Source organism: Paraburkholderia sacchari, from assembly GCF_000785435.2.
GTDB lineage: Bacteria > Pseudomonadota > Gammaproteobacteria > Burkholderiales > Burkholderiaceae > Paraburkholderia > Paraburkholderia sacchari.
The window spans coordinates 154,579-171,847 of record NZ_JTDB02000008.1 but is presented as its reverse complement, the minus strand read 5'-3'; the positions used below and the strand labels follow the sequence as shown (position 1 = coordinate 171,847).

The following is a 17,269-nucleotide window of genomic DNA, read 5'->3' as shown; positions in this document are numbered from 1 at the left end:
GGAAACGATCGCCCGGCGGCAAGGACTGATGCGGGCTGTGGAAAACAAAAAACCCGCTCGCGGCGGGTTGATTGATACGACGGATTTTCGTTTCGACAGACATCTTGCGATGTCTGGTTGCGGGGGTAGGAACCTACGACCTTCGGGTTATGAGCCCGATTTAACCAGTTTGTGTGCGCTGGACCGCGTTTCATAGTGCTTTGAAATCAATGGCTTAGGTGTATATTGGGGCCTAGCGTTGCCCTCTGTTGCAGGCTGGCAGTGTCCAAAAATTGTCCAACGCACGCAATCCATGTCCAAAGCCCTTATCAGCCGTGACCTTCTCCGCACCCTGACGCCGAACGGCAAGATTCAGGAAATCGCCGACACCGCCCTGACCGGCTTCGTCGCCCGCATGATGCCGACCGGCGCAATCCAGTTCGGCATCCGCTTCCGTGACGTTACCGGCAAGTCCATTCGCCGGAAAATCGGGACTTATCCGGCCATGCAACCTTCGGCGGCGCGCGAAGCCGCGCGCAAGGAACTTGAAGAAACGCCGGTCAAGCACGACACGGCCGCCGTCATCGAACAGAAGAAGCGTCACGCCGAAACCGTGCGCGCGGCGCACGGCGTGCCGACGCTCGGCGAATTCCTTGAACGCGACTATCGCGGATACCTCACCGCGAACAACATCAGCGAAGCGAACGCGGACCTGATTGCGTCAAGCTTCGCCGACCTGATGGACCGCCCCCTTGACGACCTCACGTCGTGGACGCTGGAACAGTGGAAGTCGCGCGCGGCGAAGACCGGCATCAAGCCGAAGACCATCGCGAACAAGTTGCACGCCCTGCAAGGTTTGCCGCGCGTGGCGACGGATGCCAAACACATCGCCGACAACCCGGCGAAGAAGGTCAAGCGCAACGGGAAGGCTGATGTCGTGGTTCGCTACCTGTCCGCCGACGAACGCGCCCGCCTGTATGCGGCGATGGAAGCCCGCGAGGAATCGTTGCGCGATGCGAGACATAGAACGAACGCGCATCGTCGCGCCCGCCCGAACGGCGCATTGAAGCCGCTGCCGTCACTGCGCGACACGCGTTTTTGCGACCATCTTCAGCCGCTTGTCATTTGCGCGTTGAATTCCGGCTTGCGTAAGGGCGAATTGCTTGCGCTCGAATGGTCCAATGTCGATTTTGAAATGCGCTCGATTCATGTCCGGCGCGGCGTCACGAAAGATGACGAACGCCGCGACGTGCCGGTTACCGATGAACTTTTCGAGTGCTTCACGGCATGGCGACCGCTTGCGCAAAAGGTCTATGTCTTCGGCAACCCGGAGACCGACGCGCCGCTGACCGACTTCGGCAACGCATGGGACGCGTTGCTTGAAGCGGCGGAAATCACGGGATTCAGGTTTCACGATTGCAGACACGATTACGCGAGCAAGCTTGTCGCGGCGGGCATCGACCTGAATCGTGTTCGCGCGTTGCTCGGGCATTCGGACATCAAGACCGTGTTGCGATACGCGCACCTTGCGCCCGACCATCTTCACGCCGCAATCGACACGGCGTTCAACGCGCCGCGCCGCGCCGCGCCGCGAAGAAGACGGGTCGCAAGGTGGTCGCATGACCGCCGCGAAGCGCAAGCGTCCGACGCTCAAGACGCAGTATCGGAAAATCGCGGCGCAAGTTGGATACGATGAACCGCTGGACTTCCCGCGCGTCGTGACGGTCAGAGAAGCGTGGGGAATCGTTAACGGCATCCTGACCGGCACAGATGACCGGGACGATGCGTGCGACGCGCTCGCCGCACTGCTCGCGCGCGCGCTCACCGGCGAAGCCGCATTCCTCGAAACCGTGCGCACCCGCGTTCGCAATCTGGAAAGCGAAGGCAAGCGGACCCGCACGCACATTTCCGCGAAGATGCGCGAAGCCATCATTCGCGCTGACCGTGAACTGAAGCGCGCCGGGGTCAACGTCAAGAAAGACCGCTGTGAACAACTGGTCACACGCTTCAGCATCCCCGCCGACACCATCCGCAAAATCACTCCGCAACTGGCGCGCGGACGCCCGAAGAAGCTCAGGGATAAACCCTGAAAACGCGAAGAAATTAAATGGCGTCATTTGGTACGCCATTTTTTTGTTTGCCATGCTCACGTAAACACCCCGCCACGTGAGGCATGACATGAAGACGAAACCGCACAGCACACCGGATATTCCCGACGCCCCGACGCCGGACGCCGCGTCCGTTCAGGCATGGCAAGGACCGACGCACGACCCCGAACACGGCGCGATGTCGATTGAAGCGTTCTGCAAGCGCTACAACATCAACCGGTCCACGTTCTATTTCATGCGCCGTGACGGCACCGCGCCGGACGTTCTGATGATTGGCAAGCGCGTGTTAATCCCCTACCGCGCCGCGCGCGAATGGGAAGCACGCGTGATTGAACGTAGCCGCGCCGCCGATGTTGCGTAAGGGGGCGATCATGACCGCCCCGAAGTTTCAACTTATGCCGCCGCTGACGCCCGTCGAAGATACTGAACTTCGCGCGAGCATCGAAGCGCATGGCGTGCTGATTGCCATCCTTGTCGATGAACACGGCGATGTCATCGACGGGCATCACCGGCAAAAGCTTGCCGCCGAACTCGGCGTTGAATGTCCGCGTGAAGTTCGCGATGGTCTGTCCGACGAACAGAAGCGAACGATGGCCCGCACCCTGAACACGGCGCGGCGGATGCTGACGCGTGAACAGCGGCGCGCGCTGATTGCCGACCAGTTGAAGGACACGCCCGACTGTTCGGACAACGCAATCGCGAAAGACCTTGGCGTGTCCGACATGACGGTTGGCAAGGTGCGCGCCGACCTCGAATCAACTTCCCAAATTATGAAGTTGGCCGCGCGACAAGGTGCGGACGGCAAGACACGGAAGCAACCGGCGAAGAAGACCGCGCCCACGGTTGCGACTGTCGATGCGGGTGAGATTCCGGTAAAGATGGATACATCGAAGCTCAGACCCACAAGGCGCGTGACCGAAGCCGCGCGGATGCTCGGGGACTTCCTGAACGTGCTTCAGTACGAGGTCGGCAAGCGCGGCATCGAAGCCGTGATTGCAGCGATGCCCGAAAGCCGTCGCGAAGGTGCGCGTCGGCGTGCCGCCGATGTCGGACGCTGGTTGCCCGGCGGGACCGATGCCGACCATAAAGAATCCGCCGACAACGTTTCGGAAGCCGTATGAATACGCCACCGAAAAAAGACGCCCGCACAAGGGCGGGCGCGATACCTGAAAAGCACATGGCCTGTGAGGGTCATGCGCACAGTACCGCGACGAACGGCGATGCGCAAGCGCGCGATGGGGGCGCGTCATGAGCGGTCCCGCGATGAAATGGGTCATGTCCGCGAAGGACGGGACCACGAAGTTCGCCGACATGCCGACTGAACGGAAATGGTTTCTCGCGTGCCTTGCGTGGGAAGCTGACGCACTGGACAACCGCATTTGTTTTAGGGAAGGTCGCGACATCAGCACGCTTGCCAGTGAAGCGGGCGTAAGCGTGCGCGCGGCGCGCCGGTACATGAAGGAATTCGTCGCCGAAGGCGTTCTTGAAGCGGTCGGTCGCACCGGCTATCACAACCGCATCGTCATCTACCAGTTCACGATGTCGCGAACCGATGTCGCGCAAATGGCGCGCGCGAAAAGTGCCAGTAACGACACTATTCAACGCCGTTCGAATGGTGCCAGTAACGACACTATTCGGAACGAACCGGCGACGGAAAATGACGCGCGAAACGTGCTAAACGATGCATTGAATGGTGTCGTTTGCGGTCATCGAAACGTGCCAAACGATGCATTGAATGATGTCAGCAACGGCACCATTCAACCGCCCTCTATATATGGCTTACAAGAACTACCAATAACACCACAAGAAAAACACAACGCTCAGTCGGCGCGCGCCTGTCGCCTTGCGGCGACCGCCGCCGCATCCGACGAACGCGAAAACGCAGCGCAAAAAAAGTGGCGGCGACGCGGATTCGTGGCCGCGCGAAATGGTGAAGGTTGCGAAGCTACTGAGCGACGATGACCGGCTTGACCGGAAGTGCGCCGCGTTCGCCCGACGACTCGTCGCGTTCGACAGCGGCGGTCTTCCGGGTACGTCATACGACCGGCGCGTTATCGCCGAACGTCTTCCGTATCTCGCCCCGCATGGGCGTGACCGATGACGAATTCGAACATGCGGTAACGCGGGCGAGGAAGCGTTTTGCGAAACCTTCGTGGACAAGCCTGACGAAATACTTGTGCGACGAAGTAGCCGACCGGTTGCCCGTCGCACGCGATGACGAAGGCGGCGACAAACGTTTTTTTGACCGGCGCGCGGCGGGCGATGGTTCCGACGCCGCGCGCGCTGCTGCTGATTTTGTCATCGACCGCGCACGGCGCGCCGCCCGCACTTCAACGAAGGGGACGACATGACGACCGCCAACGATGACGAAGGCGTTCTTCGCGTGCGTGACCTTCGCCGCGCGCTGGCTGACGTGCCCGATGACGCGATTGTGTATGTCCGCATCGAACACGACCTGTCGTTCAGTCCAGGCGACGAAGGCTATGAACCCGCGTGCGGCGTGTTCTGTTGCCCCGGCGACAACTCGCTGAACATCGAATGACAACCTGTGAGGAAACCGAAATGAACGAACCCGTTGTGTCTTCCCGCGACAGGGTGACCATCATCGCCGAAGCGGTCGCGACGCTGCACGCGTGCAAGGCCCGCGCGCTGTACCTGCAAGAGCAACGCCGCACGCTGGCGCGTGAAATCGGCGACGCGCTTGAACGCCTAAACGAAGTCAAGTCAGCGGACGAAACCGATTTTCACGAACTCGCCTGTCTGCTGGCGAACGCGGAATCCGCCGCCGATGAAATTTCGTTTTGACAGGCGGCGCATGTGGACGACCTTGAAGCCCGCGTTGAACTGGCCGAACAAGCGCTTCGCGACACGTGCGAGCGCAACGGCTTTCGTGTCACGGTTCATGGCGAGATTTCCGAACACGACGCGGCGCTGTTACTTCGCTATGCCGGTCCTTCGGCACTGAGAATGCAAGCGAACGAAGGCCGGTCGGTCGTGCGGATCCGACTGGTCGGCGCGCGTCGATGGCATCGGCTCGCGGACCTAGCGAGGTATCTCGAAACGCCGCACGACGAATAAAGAAAACGCGCAAGCCGCGCAAATCGCGCTGGTGCGCGTCGGCGCACTGGCGGATTCTCCGGCTCATGCCCGAACGCATCGGGTGGCTAACGAATCGGGGGAACTCGAATGACCGAACAGCATGTTTTGGTTCGCGCCGCGCGCGCCGTCGCCGTCAGCGGGGGCGATATTTTTGCCGCCAAGTCGTTCGCCGCCTCGAAGTGGGGCGCAACGTCCGGCGTCGTATCTTTCCTTCAACGTCAGATTGACGCTATCGGTAGCCTTCCCGTTGACCCCGATTGGGACATGTTGCGCATTCTCGGCGCGTACATGGTCAACCTTGTCAAGCGCAAGTCCGCCATCATGCGAATCAACAGTGTTTCACCATTTTTGCAGGTGCCGGTCAACGCGCCAATTCTGTCAATGGACGTGAACGCACAGGCGAACTGGGTCGGCGAAGCCGCATCCATCACGACCACAGACGAAGGCTTTTCCATTTCCCGGCCTGGCGCGCTGAAGGTCGCGGGCATGGTTATTCGGACCGAAGAACTTCTTCGCGGCACGGACCCCGCTCTTGACGCCGGAATTTCGCGCGACCTGTCACGTGCGATTGCCGTCGCCGCCGACCAGGCATTTTGCGACCCATTGAATTCGGGCACGGCGGGCGTCAAGCCGCCTTCGCCGTTTTTCGGGCACACGATTGACGCATCCGGCGACCTTTCCGCCGACATCGCGACCATGCTGGGGAACGTGGACGAAGACCTTCTTCAGGAAGTTGTCTTGCTTTACAACGCGTCCGACCTGCCCGCGCTGCTGAAGGCCCACTACGCGGACGAATCGCTGTTGACCATCGACGGCGGGACGCTGTTCGGCTTTTCCGCCACGACCGCACCCATCCCCCCCGGAAGCATCGCGTATGTGTGCCCGCGCCTGATTCCGATGGTTGACCTTGCTGTAACGGTCGAAGCGTCCGGGCAGTCAATCGTTCAAGTCACGAACAGCGATACCGGCGAAACAAGCGTTGTTTCGTTGTTCCAACAAAACCTGAGCGCGCTACGCGGCATCTGGTATGTGAACTGGACGCGCGGCATTGACAGCGCGGCGGGCATGGTGACCGGCCTGTTCGGCGGCGGCACGACGTGAGGGAAACGAAATGAATGATTGCACCTGCGAAACCGGCGCTTGCCTTTGCCGTGGCACGCACGAACAGGCGCGGGAAGAACGCGCGCTGATGGCCCGCGAGAGTCGCACCGAACATGAAGTTCTTACGCTGCTGCGTGGCGTACCCATCGACGCGTCACCGCGCGCCGTGGCGTTCGCCGGTCTGTTGTGCTCGCAACCGTCAAGCGGAAACGGGACGCGCGTTCGGTACATTCTCATTACAAGCGAATCCGTTCACTGGTGGACACCAGACGGACATCAGCATTGCGCGCAACTCGACGCGCGACGCGCGGTGAGGCTGGTCGCATGAACGTTCAACATCTTGACCCGGCGCGTGTGCGCGCCGTGCGGACCTTGCGCGACGCCCGCGAAGTCGTGCCGTCCGCCCTTGCGCCGCGACTGCTGAAGGCGGTCGAACACACGCGCGGCGAACATCAGGCGCTGCCCGGTCTGCGTTTCGCTGTTGACCGGCGCGCGGGCGTCCTGCTGGCGTCCTATTGCGGCGGCCCGTGGCAAGCCATCGAATAAAGGAAGCATCATGACCACGAAGGACAGTGACCATGTGGCGAGACTCCATCCGGTCGCGCCCGCGTCGAAGACCGCTGGCCGTGTTGTCCGATTGGGTCCGCAGTATCTCGCGCGCACGTCGGTTGCGCGTGCAACAAAAGTCGCCGACACGTCGCGCCTGTTGCGAACTGCCGAATCCGTGGACCCATTCCATGCCAACGCGTGCAACACCTTCGGACGTGAACACGCGACCGCGTGTGCGCGACTGCTCGGCGTGGCGAAGCGGCTGAGTCAGGTCGTTGACCTTGAACTGAGGGAACAGGACGGCAAGACGTTCGTGCATTGCCGCGTTCGGGGATGGACGGGCGACGAACGGCTGTTCATGTAGCGGGTGACCTACCCCCCATGACCGGGGTACGCGCACTGACCCACCCGCACAGTTGCCGACGCAACCATCGACCGGCACCGTGGTCGTACTACGGCCCGCGCGTTGCGGATCGTTCGAACAAGGAACTACCCATGACGACCATCACGGAAGACAGAACACTGACGTTCAACGAACTGGTCTTCGTGCAACAGTCACCGGCGAACGCCGCAATGCTGTTCGGTCACGCCCGCGCCCGCGACGTTCAGCGCATCGCACGCAAGGCGCTTGCCGAACATCGCGCACCTGTGGACCTTGGCGTTGCTGACGACGGCACGCTTCACGCGCGCGCTGCATCGTCTGCGCCGTGGGTCGTATGACGCACGCGAGCGATGACGACGGCGGTAAGACGGTCGGGGGAATCCTGAAAGATTTTTCGGTCCGAGCGGGCACCGCGCGGATTGTTTTTTTCTTCGAAATCCGGCTTTTCGACCGGAATTCCCCGGCATGACCGGCGACCGACACGGACGTCAATCATGACGAACACCCAACGCTTACCCCGCCCGCCCGCGTGGCTCCCTGAAGACTCCCGGCGCGAATGGCTGCGCGTCATGCGAGAACTTCCCGACACGAACGACCCGGCGACCGTCGAACTCGCCGCGCTGTACGTGGAAGCGGGCAAGCGCGCCCAACTGGCCGCGCCGCGCATTCAGGAGGAAGGCATCACCACGACCACGACGCACGGGCGCGTGCGGGTGAGCGACGCCGTGCGCGACCAGACACGCGCGACCTATGACCTGTTGCGGTTTTACTGGTTGTTGGGTCTGGACCGCCGCCGACGCAAGCCGTGAAGACTGCGGGCCGGTCGCCCAACTCCAGGCGGACGAACGGCTATCCCTGAGCGGCGCGGCGCTCGCAGAAACCGCGCACGTTCCATGTGGTGAATTTCGCCGCGCGGACTTCAGGCCGTCGCGGCTTCCTTTTGCCTGTCACGGGCGCATACTATCGGCGACGTTCAACCGATTGAAAGGGGCGGGCAATGAGCGTACAACCGACGATTGCATGGGTCACGCGCGGCGTGCGTGCGGCGCTCGAAGAACAGGCCCGCGTCACAGGCGCGCCGCTGGAAGAAGTCGCGGGCGACATGCTGGCCGAAGCCGTGCGCTCGCGCGCACTGCCGACGCCGGACCTTCCCGACCTTGCGCAACCGACTTCCGCCGAACAGCGCGCCGCACGCGACCGCGCGTCGGCTGAACTGATGCTGGCCGCGACTGGCCGCAACCCGAAGGCATGGCGCGACGGCGGCGACCGTGAGTGAAAGCCGCCGCGTATCCTTGCGCGTCATGCTCGACCGCGACACCTTCCAGACACTCGACCGCGCCACCGACGCCGCCAACGTGTCACGCGAATCCATCGCCGCCGACCTGATACGCGGCGCGCTGACCGGTTCCGCTGGTCAGCCGACGCCGACCGCACCCCGACCGACCGGCGAAGCCCTCACGCGCGCGGTATAGGCGGACACGTCGCAAGTGTAAATATGACGTGAATCAAAAATTTCCCTGATTTTCCCGTGCCTTTGAAAAGTCAGAGGTAATGTGGATAGTTTTATTTTGTTAAAGGGAGTCGATATGGCGGATATTTTTATCAAGATTGACGGTATTGCTGGCGAGTCACAAGACGCGACGCACCCGGATGAAATCGAAGTTCTGCATTGGGGATGGGCTGTTACGCAAAAATCCAATATGCATAGCGGGTCAGGCGGCGGGGCAGCTAAGGCAAGCGTGGAGGATTTGAGCTTTACCCATCAAATCGACCGGGCAAGCCCTAATCTCGCCGGTTACGCATTCCGGGGGCAGCACATTACCAAAGCTGTGCTTACCATGCGCAAGGCTGGAGGTGTGCCGCTCGAATATTACAGAATCACCATGTATGACGTGGTAATTACGCACGTTGAGCCAGCAGCGGGCGGAAGTCTGGCGCTGGAGCATGTAAAACTCTCATTCGCGCGAATGAAGAAGGAATATCTGGTGCAAAACGCGATTGGAGGAAGCCAAGGCATGGTAACGACTCTTATCGACGTGAAGGCGAACACTACAGCCTGAGGCGCGGCGCGATGAATGAATATGAACGCCTTATAAGCGATGACGTGGCTAGCAGCGCGCCAGTAAAAGACAATCTCTACATCTACGGCGAACATAAGAACCTGACGCCCCAAGGTCTCTTTTTCTGCGTAATGGTTGAAGAGACCTGCAAGGCTTTGGGCGTAGAAGATATCGTGGCTGTAGTAGCGGTTCTCGCGGGTCAGCCGGTACTTTCGACGCGCGGTAAATTCGGCGGCGCTACAAGAGGAACATCCATCGCATCCAAGGTTAGCCGCGCCCTGTTCGACTATGATTTTGAGCGGAACATCTTGCCGACGCTTACGAATAAATCAATCCTAATGCTTCGCTTTCGGATGGTAAATAATTTGGGCGTATTCATTGGGCGATGGACGCCAATGGTCGGCTGGGCAATTGCTGCATATGATGTGGTAAAAATCTCTGTCCTGACGATTCTTCATTACAATCAACTTGTTAATCCAGAGGACCGAATCAACGATGCGACCACAGGAAGTTTCGGTTGAATTGCAGGATTTTGTTCGCAAGCAGATAGGTCTATCCTCGAAACGAAAATTGAATACTTCAGATTCACTGGAGGACGATTTTGGTGTGACGGGGGATGACGCTGACGAATTCATGGGCGCATTCGCGAAGCGCTTCAACGTTGAATCTGGCGATTTTGAATTCCTTCGTTACTTCGAAATGGAGGGGCTTAGCGTCTGGCCGTTTTCAATTCTCACGAACTGGCTACACCGACACCAACGCATCAAGAAGTACGAGAAGACCGAGCCTATTACGCTAGGGATGCTTCAGCACGCAATCGACTTGGGCATCTGGGACAGCCAACGACTAAGCGAACTGGAAGACCCTTCCGCGCAAGAGTGAATCCGAAGGCCCGCGCTTCGTTCGCGGGTTTTTTTGTGAATGCCGGTGTAGCGGAGCGGAAAAAGCATCGGTATCGCGGAATGCGCAACTGGCCTAAATCCCGCCCTGTAGCGGGGTTCGTTGGGTCATGTGCGTTTATGGAAAGGGTGAGGGGCGCGGGGCCGAGACGGGCCCGAAAAAGCAAAAAGCCCGCTTGAAGGCGGGCTTGCGCTTGCGACGGATTTGGCGAGATTCGCGCGGGCCTTGTCCAAATAGTGTCCAAAAACACGAAAAGAAGACGCTACCCAAAAACTTCAAAATCTCGCAAAGCCTTACTAGGCTTTGGTTGCGGGGGTAGGATTTGAACCTACGACCTTCGGGTTATGAGCCCGACGAGCTGCCAGACTGCTCCACCCCGCGTCCGTCAGAGAAAGCTATTATAGGCAAGTCCTGCGTTCGCGTCAACAACTAATTCCAGCCATCGATATCGCCAGCAGCCATGCTCATGTCGGCGCATCGACGTTGATTCGGAATCCAAACTTATTGGCGATGGTCATTGCGCTGTACGCTACGCCTTGTCGGCATCGAGAAGCGGCCTGAGTTCCTCGGCCCATTCGATCCACGATTCCTGCGTGCGTATCCCCGCCTTGAGAATCGCATACTGCAGCTGCTGGCCACGCGTGAGCACCGGCGCGCCGAAATCGCGCTGCTCGATCCCACGATAGGTGTCGAGGCGCTCACGCGCCTCTTCGATAAACCGAGGCAACTCTTCGCCCAGTCCAAGCGGGCCGATCACGGCGTCGGCGCGCAGCTTCAGCAGAAACACGTTGCGGTCATCGGGGCCCAGACGCGTTTCGCGCGCCCAGCGTTCGACTTCTTCGCGGCCTACCGGCAGCACGCGGTAAACCTTCCTGCGCGTAGCGCCGGAGTGTGCGTCGCCCTCTTCCAGAACGGCAACCCAGCCCGCCGCCACCATGCGTCCAAGCTCGCGGTAGATCTGCTGGTGCGTGGCATGCCAGAAATAGCCAATCGCCCGATCGAAGCGCCGGGCGAGGTCATAGCCGGACGACGGCTTTTCGAGCAGGGCGATCAGGATGGCGTGGGGGGTCGACATGAGGCGATTCTAAACCAGGTCCCCGCGATGCCACCCCGGTTTCCCGTGCCTGCGTTCCAGATCAATCTGGAACGCAGGCACTATGCAACCAGTTGCATAGTGCCTGCGGGTTTGCTATGTTTAACCCTGTTGGCCCGCCAGCACGGGCGCACAACGCGAGCAACAACACGGCGGCGCCCAAATCGGGCCGCCGTCTTCATTCAGCTTTGCATGAGATGGAACCCGGCCTCACTCGCCCACTTCCATCGACAAGGAGATACGCATGGCCCTGCCCGCCGTCCTGCGACGCGGCCTCTCGATTCCCGTCGTCGGCTCGCCGCTTTTCATCATTTCGAATCCCAATCTCGTGATCGCGCAGTGCAAGGCGGGCGTGGTCGGCTCGTTCCCCGCGCTGAACGCGCGGCCCGAGCACGTGCTGGGCGAATGGCTCGACCGCATCACGACCGAGCTCGCCGAATACAACGCGAAGCATCCCGATCAGCCCGCCGCGCCGTTCGCTGTGAACCAGATCGTCCACAAGTCGAATGACCGCCTCCAGCACGATCTGGGCGTATGCGCCGAGTACAAGGTGCCCATCGTCATCACTTCGCTGGGCGCGCGCGAGGACGTGAACCAGGCCATTCATGGCTGGGGCGGCATCGTCCTGCACGACGTGATCAACAACACGTTCGCGAAGAAAGCCATCGAGAAAGGGGCAGACGGCCTGATCGCCGTCGCTGCCGGCGCGGGCGGCCATGCGGGTACGCTCTCGCCGTTCGCACTCATCCACGAGATTCGCGAATGGTTCGACGGCCCGCTGCTGCTCTCGGGCGCAATCGGCAACGGCAACGCCATTCTCGCGGCGCAGGCCGCCGGAGCGGACCTCGCGTATGTCGGCTCGGCGTTCATCGCCACGCATGAAGCGAATGCGGTCGACGCCTACAAGCAGATGATCGTCGAAAGCGGCGCGAGCGATATCGTCTACTCGAATCTCTTCACCGGCGTGCACGGCAACTATCTGCGCTCGAGCATCGTGGCGAGCGGCCTGGATCCCGACGCGCTGCCGCAATCCGATCCGTCGGCGATGAACTTCGGCTCGACCCGCGTGAAGCCGTGGAAGGAGATCTGGGGCGCAGGCCAGGGCATCGGCGCGGTCAAGAGCGTCGTGCCCACAGCCGAGCTGATCGCGCGCCTGAAGCGCGAGTACGAAGCCGCGCGCGAACGCCTGGGTGTGGCGAGCGCGAGTGCCGAAGCCGCGGCGCTAGCCTGATCCACAGCACAGTAGAACAAGGGGAACGCATGGCCTCCGTCGTGGCGCGGCGGCGGCCCGCGCTGCATCGTCGGGCGTTATGATTCGGTATTTCGCCGATCCAACGCTCATCCATTCATGAAAATCGCAACGTGGAATGTGAATTCCCTGAAGGTCCGTCTGCAGCACGTCGTCGACTGGCTCGCCGAAAGCAAGGCCGACGTGCTCTGCCTCCAGGAGCTGAAGCTCACCGACGACAAGTTCCCGCGCGCCGAACTCGAGGCCCAAGGCTATCGCAGCTGGTTCGCGGGCCAGAAGACCTATAACGGCGTGGCCATTCTCGTGCGCGATGGCCTGGCCGTCGACGAGGCCACGGTCGTGCGCAACATCCCCGGCTTCGAAGACCCGCAGCAGCGCGTGATTGCTGCCACGGTGGACGGCGTGCGCATCGTCAGTGCGTATTTCCCGAACGGCCAGGCGCCGGGCACCGAAAAGTTCGCCTACAAGCTGAGCTGGCTCGATGCGATGCACGATTGGCTCGGTGCGGAGATGGAACGTCATCCGCAGCTCGCACTGCTCGGCGACTACAACATCGCGCCGGAAGACCGCGACGTGCACGACCCGAAGGCCTGGGAGGGCCAGAACCTCGTCTCGCCGGAAGAGCGCGCGCAATTCCAGCGCCTCATCGCGCTCGGTTTCGTCGATGCGTACCGCCAGTTCGAGCAGCCCGACAAGATGTTCACGTGGTGGGACTATCGCATGTTCGCGTTCCGCCGCAACGCGGGCTTGCGCATCGACCATATCCTGCTCTCGCCCGCGCTCACGCCCCTGCTCGCGTCGTGCGAAATCGACAAGGTGCCGCGCAAGTGGGAGCAACCTTCGGACCACACACCGGTTGTGGCCGATCTGAAGATCGCGGGCTGAGCATTAATCAGCAGCCCGCGCCGTTCTCACCACGTTCCGGCGAGCGTGGTCCACAAAAAGCGGTAGACGAGCGCGTCGTACTGCGCGCGCTCGAGCGAGTCGCTGCCTGGCCCGTGGCCGCCTTCGGTGTTCTCCAGATACCAGACGTTCGCGTGCCCCTGCTCCTGCATGCGCGCGACCATTTTGCGCGCGTGCGCGGGATGCACGCGGTCGTCGCTGGTCGATGTCGTGAAAAGGACGCTCGGGTACGCAACCCCGGCTTTCACGCGCTGATACGGCGAGTATTCTGCAAGCGCGCGCCCTTCTTCGGAATCCTCAGGATCGCCGTATTCGTCCATCCATGACGCCCCTGCGTGCAGCAGCGGATAGCGCTGCATGTCGAGCAGCGGCACTTCGCACACGACCGCTCCGAACAATTCCGGGCGCTGCACCATGCACGCGCCAACCAACAGGCCGCCGTTGCTGCCGCCCTTGATGCCCAGTTGCGCCGCGCTCGTATAACCCTCGGCAACCAGTTGCTCCGACACCGCAATGAAGTCGTCGAACGAGCGCTGCCGCTGCTCGCGTTGCGCGTTCACGTGCCAGGCGGTGCCATACTCGCCACCGCCGCGAATATGGGCGATGGCGACGATGCCGCCCTGCTCCAGCCAGCCTATGCCCGAGCCAACCAGATACTGCGGCGTGAGCGAGATGGCGAAGCCGCCATAACCCGTCAACAGGCACGGCAGCGGCTTGCGCACCTCGCCCTCGAGCGCGGCGCGCGGGCCGACCACGGTGAACGGCACCATCGTGCCATCCGCGGAACGCGCATGCGAGCGAATCACGGCAAGCGGCGCGGCATCGAACTGCGTGGGCCAGCGATCGAGCAGTTCCCAGTTCTGCAAGTCCTGCTGCGCGAGATCGGCGAGCCAATATTCTGGCGGCAGCAAATAGTCGTCCACATCGACGAAGACTTCGTCGTTGAGCGTGTCCTCGATGGGCGAAACATCCACCTGCGAACTCGCGCGCGCCGGAAAAAGACGCGACTGCCACGTCCATGCGCCTTCTTTCTGCTGCGGGTGCCACAGCATCGTGCGGCTTTGCACGTCGTCGAGCCACGAGACGATCAGGACGTTTTTCGTCGTGCTCCAGTCGCATGCCGACGTCACCGGCGTGGGCGTGAAAAGCGGTGTGACGTTGCGCTCGCCAGCAAGAAATGCGTCTTCGCGAATGGCGAGCAGCGAGCCGCCCGCCCAGGTGTGTTCGCCGAGCGCCCAGTCGAGCCGCGGCTCGAGCATTAGCCAGCCATGCCACGCGCCCACTGCCACATGCGAGGGCACGTCGTAGAGCTGCCACTGCTCGCGCTCGTCGAGCCGGTACGTCAAGGAGTCGAAAAAGTCGACGCTGCGCACCACGTCATGACGCCTCTCGACAGGGTCGTAATCGCCCTCCACGCTGATGTCGTCGAACTCGCCACGGAACACAACAGGCGCATCGGCGAGACGCGTGCCGCGCGTCCAGCGGCGCACTTCGCGCGGATAACCCGAGCGTGTAAGCATCTTCTTGCCGTGATCCCAGCCGACGTACACCGTATCGCGGTCGATCCACGAGATGATGTGCTTGCCTTCCTTCTCGATCGCAAAACCGCCGTCGACGAACACGCGCCTTTCGAGATCGAACTCGCGCACGGTGACGGCATCGGCGCCGCCGTCCGAAAGCTGGATCAGTGCGCGATCGCCGTCGGGATAAAGGATGTCGATGCCCGCGCACACCCAGGGCATGCGTTCAACCGCGCCGAGCGCGTCGAAGTCGATGAGCGTCTGCCACTGCGGTTTGCGTGCGCGCCAGTCGGCCCACTTCGCGCGGCGCCACAGGCCCTTCGGATTGTCCTCGTCTTCCCAGAGATCGTAGGCCCACTCCTGCCAGCGGCTCGGGATCACGGGCCGCTCGCGCGGCAAATAGGCCTGCGCGAGACGCTTTTCCAGCGCTTCGAAGCGTTCGCCGCCTTGCCATGCGCTGCGCGTGCGCGCGTTCTGCGCCTCGACCCAGGCCATGGCGGCGGGGTCGTCGAGCGATTCGAGGGAGAGGAACGGATCGGCCTCGGCGGGCCACGGGGAAGTCACGGGCATGTTCGATCATCGACGGGAAAACCAGCGTCGATTATGCCCCACCGCGCGCGAAGGGCCTCGCGCATGGACACAGCCCGTTTGGGACGGCCCGTTTGGGACGGCCCGTTTGGAACGACCCGTGCTTGACGGCCCGGGCTGGCCGCCACGCACGGCTCATGCCGCGCTCATTCGAGGTCGAGTTCCTGGATCTTGCGCGTGATGGTGTTGCGGCCGATGCCAAGACGCTCGGCGGCCTCGACCTTGCGGCCGCGCGTATATTCGAGCGCTTCGCGAATCACGGCAGCTTCGAAGCGTCGCGAGAGTTCGTCCATGACGCCTGCACTGTTCTCGCGCAGAAGGCGCGCGACCTCCGTGCGCAAGCCGCTTTCCCAAACCCCCACAGGCGGCGCCGCAGCACCGTTGGCCGCGGATTGCGCACCCGGCACGCCGCCGCTTGCGCCCTGCACGCTTGCGAAACTCGCAGCGCCTGCGACACCCGCCGGCACGGCCATTGTGCTCTCGCCCCCCGTGAGCGGCGCCCCCAGCGCAATAGTGGCCGGCGAGGCTTCGCCCAACGCACCCGCGGAAGCGCCCTCGGTTGTCGCGGCATGCGCGGGCACCAGATCGGGCGGTAAGTCCTTGATCTCGATGGTCTGCGCAGGCGCCATCACCGTGAGCCAGTTCGCGAGGTTTTCAAGCTGGCGCACATTGCCGGGAAACGCCAGCGAAGACATATACGCCAGCGCCTCGTCGGACACGCGCTTGGGCTCGACACCGAGTTCGCGCGCACTCTTCTGCAGAAAATGGCGCGTGAGCAGCGGGATGTCCTCGCTGCGCTCGCGCAGCGCCGGCAAGCGCAGACGAATCACGTTGAGGCGGTGATACAAGTCCTCGCGAAACAGCCCCTGGCGCACCCGCGTTTCCAGGTTCTGGTGCGTAGCTGCTATCACGCGCACGTTCGCGCGCAAAGGGTTGTGGCCGCCCACGCGATAAAACTGCCCATCGGAGAGCACGCGCAACAGGCGCGTCTGCAAGTCGAACGGCATGTCGCCGATTTCGTCGAGAAACAGCGTGCCGTTCTCGGCCTGCTCGAAGCGGCCCTGGCGCATCGCCTGCGCGCCCGTGAACGCGCCGCGCTCATGACCGAACAGTTCGGATTCCAGAAGATCCTTGGGGATGGCAGCAGTGTTCAGCGCGATGAACGGACCGTTTGCGCGTGGGCTATGGCGGTGCAACGCGCGCGCGACCAGCTCCTTTCCGGTGCCGGATTCGCCCGTGATGAGCACCGTGGCCGCCGAATGCGAGAGGCGGCCGATGGCGCGAAACATGTCCTGCATCGCCGGCGCCTGGCCCAGCATCTCGGGCGCCTCGGCGGGCCGCTCGTCCCATTGATGCTCGCCGCGCATGCTCTCGTCCACGGCGCGGCGGATCAGCTCGACAGCCTTGGCCACGTCGAAGGGCTTGGCGAGATACTCGAACGCGCCGCCCTGAAACGCGGCCACCGCGCTATCGAGGTCGGAGAATGCGGTCATGATGATGACGGGCAGGCCCGGCAGGCGCTCGCGCACGGTTTGCAGCAGTTCGAGGCCCGAGCCGCCCGGCATGCGAATGTCGGAGACGAGCACCTGCGGGCTGTCGTGTTCGAGCGCGCTCGCGGCGTCGCGCACGTTCGAGAAGCTGCGGGTCGCGAAATTCTCGCGCGCAAGGGCTTTTTCGAGCACCCAGCGTATCGATTGGTCGTCGTCTACTATCCAGATCGGCTTCATAAGGTCGGTCA

The 17,269-nt window shown here is 62.2% G+C and carries 24 protein-coding genes and 2 tRNA genes; 21 read left to right on the top strand and 5 right to left on the bottom strand.

Annotated features, from left to right (window positions below):
• Positions 1 to 114 precede the first annotated feature (114 nt).
• Positions 115 to 188, bottom strand: a tRNA-OTHER gene (locus NH14_RS25020).
• Positions 189 to 292: 104 nt separating this feature from the next.
• Between NH14_RS25020 and NH14_RS25015 the strand changes: the two genes are divergently transcribed.
• The 19 genes from NH14_RS25015 (at position 293) to NH14_RS24925 (ending at position 10,160) form a co-directional block, all read left to right on the top strand.
• Positions 293 to 1,675: a site-specific integrase gene (locus NH14_RS25015; protein WP_035531054.1), complete on the top strand. Its 1,383-nt coding sequence runs from the start codon at positions 293 to 295 to the stop codon at positions 1,673 to 1,675.
• Positions 1,599 to 2,069: a hypothetical protein gene (locus tag NH14_RS25010; RefSeq protein ID WP_035531050.1), complete on the top strand. Its 471-nt coding sequence runs from the start codon at positions 1,599 to 1,601 to the stop codon at positions 2,067 to 2,069. The genes NH14_RS25015 and NH14_RS25010 overlap by 77 nt, the downstream gene beginning before the upstream one ends.
• A gap of 88 nt (positions 2,070 to 2,157) precedes the next feature.
• Complete coding sequence (locus tag NH14_RS25005; RefSeq protein ID WP_035531047.1) at positions 2,158 to 2,448, top strand: hypothetical protein; 291 nt, start codon at positions 2,158 to 2,160, stop codon at positions 2,446 to 2,448.
• Between the two features lie 10 nt (positions 2,449 to 2,458).
• The gene (locus NH14_RS25000; protein ID WP_161790876.1) at positions 2,459 to 3,208 is read left to right on the top strand and encodes a ParB N-terminal domain-containing protein; all 750 of its coding nucleotides are present in this window, start codon (positions 2,459 to 2,461) and stop codon (positions 3,206 to 3,208) included.
• A gap of 154 nt (positions 3,209 to 3,362) precedes the next feature.
• Entirely contained in the window at positions 3,363 to 4,049 is a 687-nt protein-coding gene (locus tag NH14_RS24995; RefSeq protein ID WP_152617249.1) for a hypothetical protein, read from the top strand.
• Positions 4,046 to 4,438 carry a hypothetical protein gene (locus tag NH14_RS24990; RefSeq protein WP_035531045.1) on the top strand — a complete coding sequence of 131 codons (393 nt, stop codon included), beginning with the start codon at positions 4,046 to 4,048 and terminating at the stop codon, positions 4,436 to 4,438. The genes NH14_RS24995 and NH14_RS24990 overlap by 4 nt, the downstream gene beginning before the upstream one ends.
• On the top strand, positions 4,435 to 4,629 hold the full coding sequence (locus NH14_RS24985; protein WP_035531042.1) for a hypothetical protein: 195 nt from the start codon (positions 4,435 to 4,437) through the stop codon (positions 4,627 to 4,629). Before NH14_RS24990 ends, NH14_RS24985 begins: the two co-directional genes overlap by 4 nt.
• Before the next feature lie 53 nt (positions 4,630 to 4,682).
• Positions 4,683 to 4,892, top strand: a complete 210-nt coding sequence (locus tag NH14_RS24980) for a hypothetical protein (RefSeq protein WP_035531039.1) — start codon at positions 4,683 to 4,685, stop codon at positions 4,890 to 4,892.
• Between the two features lie 12 nt (positions 4,893 to 4,904).
• Positions 4,905 to 5,165 (top strand): hypothetical protein, encoded by a 261-nt coding sequence (locus NH14_RS24975; protein WP_035531037.1) that lies wholly within the window; start codon positions 4,905 to 4,907, stop codon positions 5,163 to 5,165.
• Between the two features lie 108 nt (positions 5,166 to 5,273).
• Complete coding sequence (locus NH14_RS24970; RefSeq protein WP_035531036.1) at positions 5,274 to 6,287, top strand: phage major capsid protein; 1,014 nt, start codon at positions 5,274 to 5,276, stop codon at positions 6,285 to 6,287.
• A gap of 324 nt (positions 6,288 to 6,611) precedes the next feature.
• Positions 6,612 to 6,833, top strand: a complete 222-nt coding sequence (locus NH14_RS24965) for a hypothetical protein (protein ID WP_152617248.1) — start codon at positions 6,612 to 6,614, stop codon at positions 6,831 to 6,833.
• A 10-nt stretch (positions 6,834 to 6,843) separates the two neighbouring features.
• Positions 6,844 to 7,200 carry a hypothetical protein gene (locus NH14_RS24960; RefSeq protein ID WP_035531034.1) on the top strand — a complete coding sequence of 119 codons (357 nt, stop codon included), beginning with the start codon at positions 6,844 to 6,846 and terminating at the stop codon, positions 7,198 to 7,200.
• Positions 7,201 to 7,331: 131 nt separating this feature from the next.
• The gene (locus NH14_RS24955) at positions 7,332 to 7,556 is read left to right on the top strand and encodes a hypothetical protein (protein ID WP_035531032.1); all 225 of its coding nucleotides are present in this window, start codon (positions 7,332 to 7,334) and stop codon (positions 7,554 to 7,556) included.
• A 156-nt stretch (positions 7,557 to 7,712) separates the two neighbouring features.
• Positions 7,713 to 8,027: a P27 family phage terminase small subunit gene (locus tag NH14_RS24950; protein ID WP_152617247.1), complete on the top strand. Its 315-nt coding sequence runs from the start codon at positions 7,713 to 7,715 to the stop codon at positions 8,025 to 8,027.
• Positions 8,028 to 8,215: 188 nt separating this feature from the next.
• Positions 8,216 to 8,494 (top strand): hypothetical protein, encoded by a 279-nt coding sequence (locus NH14_RS24945; protein ID WP_035531029.1) that lies wholly within the window; start codon positions 8,216 to 8,218, stop codon positions 8,492 to 8,494.
• A gap of 25 nt (positions 8,495 to 8,519) precedes the next feature.
• The gene (locus tag NH14_RS24940; RefSeq protein WP_161790875.1) at positions 8,520 to 8,690 is read left to right on the top strand and encodes a hypothetical protein; all 171 of its coding nucleotides are present in this window, start codon (positions 8,520 to 8,522) and stop codon (positions 8,688 to 8,690) included.
• Between the two features lie 114 nt (positions 8,691 to 8,804).
• Positions 8,805 to 9,278, top strand: a complete 474-nt coding sequence (locus NH14_RS24935) for an Hcp family type VI secretion system effector (RefSeq protein ID WP_035531027.1) — start codon at positions 8,805 to 8,807, stop codon at positions 9,276 to 9,278.
• An 11-nt stretch (positions 9,279 to 9,289) separates the two neighbouring features.
• Positions 9,290 to 9,799: an STM2901 family protein gene (locus NH14_RS24930; RefSeq protein ID WP_052148363.1), complete on the top strand. Its 510-nt coding sequence runs from the start codon at positions 9,290 to 9,292 to the stop codon at positions 9,797 to 9,799.
• Positions 9,774 to 10,160 (top strand): DUF1493 family protein, encoded by a 387-nt coding sequence (locus NH14_RS24925; protein ID WP_035531024.1) that lies wholly within the window; start codon positions 9,774 to 9,776, stop codon positions 10,158 to 10,160. Before NH14_RS24930 ends, NH14_RS24925 begins: the two co-directional genes overlap by 26 nt.
• A gap of 322 nt (positions 10,161 to 10,482) precedes the next feature.
• On the opposite strand, the gene NH14_RS24920 is transcribed toward NH14_RS24925, so the two are convergent.
• Positions 10,483 to 10,559: transfer RNA gene (locus NH14_RS24920), tRNA-Met, on the bottom strand.
• 148 nt (positions 10,560 to 10,707) lie between these two features.
• Positions 10,708 to 11,253, bottom strand: coding sequence for a PadR family transcriptional regulator (locus NH14_RS24915; protein ID WP_035531022.1), 546 nt, complete (start codon positions 11,251 to 11,253; stop codon positions 10,708 to 10,710).
• Between the two features lie 262 nt (positions 11,254 to 11,515).
• Here NH14_RS24915 and NH14_RS24910 point away from each other — a divergent pair, with 262 nt between their 5' ends.
• Positions 11,516 to 12,502, top strand: coding sequence for an NAD(P)H-dependent flavin oxidoreductase (locus tag NH14_RS24910; RefSeq protein ID WP_035531019.1), 987 nt, complete (start codon positions 11,516 to 11,518; stop codon positions 12,500 to 12,502).
• Between the two features lie 117 nt (positions 12,503 to 12,619).
• Positions 12,620 to 13,405 carry an exodeoxyribonuclease III gene (gene xth, locus NH14_RS24905; protein ID WP_035531016.1) on the top strand — a complete coding sequence of 262 codons (786 nt, stop codon included), beginning with the start codon at positions 12,620 to 12,622 and terminating at the stop codon, positions 13,403 to 13,405.
• Positions 13,406 to 13,431: 26 nt separating this feature from the next.
• Here the strand turns inward: xth and NH14_RS24900 are convergent, their stop codons facing one another.
• Together NH14_RS24900 and ntrC are read right to left on the bottom strand one after the other, a co-directional pair.
• Positions 13,432 to 15,513, bottom strand: coding sequence for a prolyl oligopeptidase family serine peptidase (locus NH14_RS24900; protein WP_035531014.1), 2,082 nt, complete (start codon positions 15,511 to 15,513; stop codon positions 13,432 to 13,434).
• Between the two features lie 164 nt (positions 15,514 to 15,677).
• The gene (ntrC, locus tag NH14_RS24895; RefSeq protein WP_035531013.1) at positions 15,678 to 17,258 is read right to left on the bottom strand and encodes a nitrogen regulation protein NR(I); all 1,581 of its coding nucleotides are present in this window, start codon (positions 17,256 to 17,258) and stop codon (positions 15,678 to 15,680) included.
• Positions 17,259 to 17,269: the final 11 nt, after the last annotated feature.

What these genes read in the sequence shown, in the direction of transcription:
- ntrC (WP_035531013.1), bottom strand. Translation starts at nt 17,258, where the DNA reads ATGAAGCCGATCTGGATAGTAGACGACGACCAATCGATACGCTGGGTG.
- NH14_RS24960 (WP_035531034.1), top strand. Translation starts at nt 6,844, where the DNA reads ATGACCACGAAGGACAGTGACCATGTGGCGAGACTCCATCCGGTCGCG.
- NH14_RS24910 (WP_035531019.1), top strand. Translation starts at nt 11,516, where the DNA reads ATGGCCCTGCCCGCCGTCCTGCGACGCGGCCTCTCGATTCCCGTCGTC.
- NH14_RS24985 (WP_035531042.1), top strand. Translation starts at nt 4,435, where the DNA reads ATGACGACCGCCAACGATGACGAAGGCGTTCTTCGCGTGCGTGACCTT.
- NH14_RS24945 (WP_035531029.1), top strand. Translation starts at nt 8,216, where the DNA reads ATGAGCGTACAACCGACGATTGCATGGGTCACGCGCGGCGTGCGTGCG.
- NH14_RS24990 (WP_035531045.1), top strand. Translation starts at nt 4,046, where the DNA reads ATGACCGGCTTGACCGGAAGTGCGCCGCGTTCGCCCGACGACTCGTCG.
- NH14_RS24915 (WP_035531022.1), bottom strand. Translation starts at nt 11,253, where the DNA reads ATGTCGACCCCCCACGCCATCCTGATCGCCCTGCTCGAAAAGCCGTCG.
- NH14_RS25010 (WP_035531050.1), top strand. Translation starts at nt 1,599, where the DNA reads ATGACCGCCGCGAAGCGCAAGCGTCCGACGCTCAAGACGCAGTATCGG.
- NH14_RS25015 (WP_035531054.1), top strand. Translation starts at nt 293, where the DNA reads ATGTCCAAAGCCCTTATCAGCCGTGACCTTCTCCGCACCCTGACGCCG.
- NH14_RS24900 (WP_035531014.1), bottom strand. Translation starts at nt 15,513, where the DNA reads ATGCCCGTGACTTCCCCGTGGCCCGCCGAGGCCGATCCGTTCCTCTCC.
- NH14_RS24950 (WP_152617247.1), top strand. Translation starts at nt 7,713, where the DNA reads ATGACGAACACCCAACGCTTACCCCGCCCGCCCGCGTGGCTCCCTGAA.
- NH14_RS24935 (WP_035531027.1), top strand. Translation starts at nt 8,805, where the DNA reads ATGGCGGATATTTTTATCAAGATTGACGGTATTGCTGGCGAGTCACAA.
- NH14_RS25000 (WP_161790876.1), top strand. Translation starts at nt 2,459, where the DNA reads ATGACCGCCCCGAAGTTTCAACTTATGCCGCCGCTGACGCCCGTCGAA.
- NH14_RS24955 (WP_035531032.1), top strand. Translation starts at nt 7,332, where the DNA reads ATGACGACCATCACGGAAGACAGAACACTGACGTTCAACGAACTGGTC.
- NH14_RS24970 (WP_035531036.1), top strand. Translation starts at nt 5,274, where the DNA reads ATGACCGAACAGCATGTTTTGGTTCGCGCCGCGCGCGCCGTCGCCGTC.
- NH14_RS24995 (WP_152617249.1), top strand. Translation starts at nt 3,363, where the DNA reads ATGTCCGCGAAGGACGGGACCACGAAGTTCGCCGACATGCCGACTGAA.
- NH14_RS24925 (WP_035531024.1), top strand. Translation starts at nt 9,774, where the DNA reads ATGCGACCACAGGAAGTTTCGGTTGAATTGCAGGATTTTGTTCGCAAG.
- NH14_RS25005 (WP_035531047.1), top strand. Translation starts at nt 2,158, where the DNA reads ATGAAGACGAAACCGCACAGCACACCGGATATTCCCGACGCCCCGACG.
- NH14_RS24940 (WP_161790875.1), top strand. Translation starts at nt 8,520, where the DNA reads ATGCTCGACCGCGACACCTTCCAGACACTCGACCGCGCCACCGACGCC.
- NH14_RS24930 (WP_052148363.1), top strand. Translation starts at nt 9,290, where the DNA reads ATGAATGAATATGAACGCCTTATAAGCGATGACGTGGCTAGCAGCGCG.
- xth (WP_035531016.1), top strand. Translation starts at nt 12,620, where the DNA reads ATGAAAATCGCAACGTGGAATGTGAATTCCCTGAAGGTCCGTCTGCAG.
- NH14_RS24965 (WP_152617248.1), top strand. Translation starts at nt 6,612, where the DNA reads ATGAACGTTCAACATCTTGACCCGGCGCGTGTGCGCGCCGTGCGGACC.